Origin of the sequence: Bradyrhizobium sp. sGM-13 (assembly GCF_018398875.1) — a bacterium.
GTDB lineage: Bacteria > Pseudomonadota > Alphaproteobacteria > Rhizobiales > Xanthobacteraceae > Bradyrhizobium.
In genome coordinates this window covers 1-262 of sequence record NZ_JAGWDK010000338.1, presented here as the reverse complement: position 1 = coordinate 262, position 262 = coordinate 1, and the positions used below count along the sequence as shown (strand labels likewise).

General features: G+C 57.6%; 1 protein-coding gene. It reads left to right on the top strand.

Going from position 1 to position 262, the window contains the following annotated elements; all coding sequences use genetic code 11:
- Positions 1–198, top strand: a 198-nt coding sequence (locus KJQ96_RS39260) for a hypothetical protein (protein ID WP_213291247.1), incomplete at its 5' end; no start/stop codon positions are given.
- Between the last annotated feature and the right edge of the window lie 64 nt (positions 199–262).

Sequence of the window (262 nt, the reverse complement as noted above, 5' to 3'; positions counted from 1 at the left end):
ACGGTCACCTCGATCGTTTTTCCAGGGATCACCGCTGTTCGGCCACAGTCTGCGACGCGTCCTCACCCAGCTGAAAGCTTTGCTGCACTCAATCCCTTTCTGGGCCTTTGTCCTGGCTCCGACCGTCAAACCGGCTTCTCAACGGACGACTACCTCGAGCCGTTCGACCTTGGCACTGCAGCTTATCACTGTATATAAGGACAGATCTCAACAGCGCGTCTTACTCCCCAACGCGGCCTCCGCCGGACGGATACACGTTTCG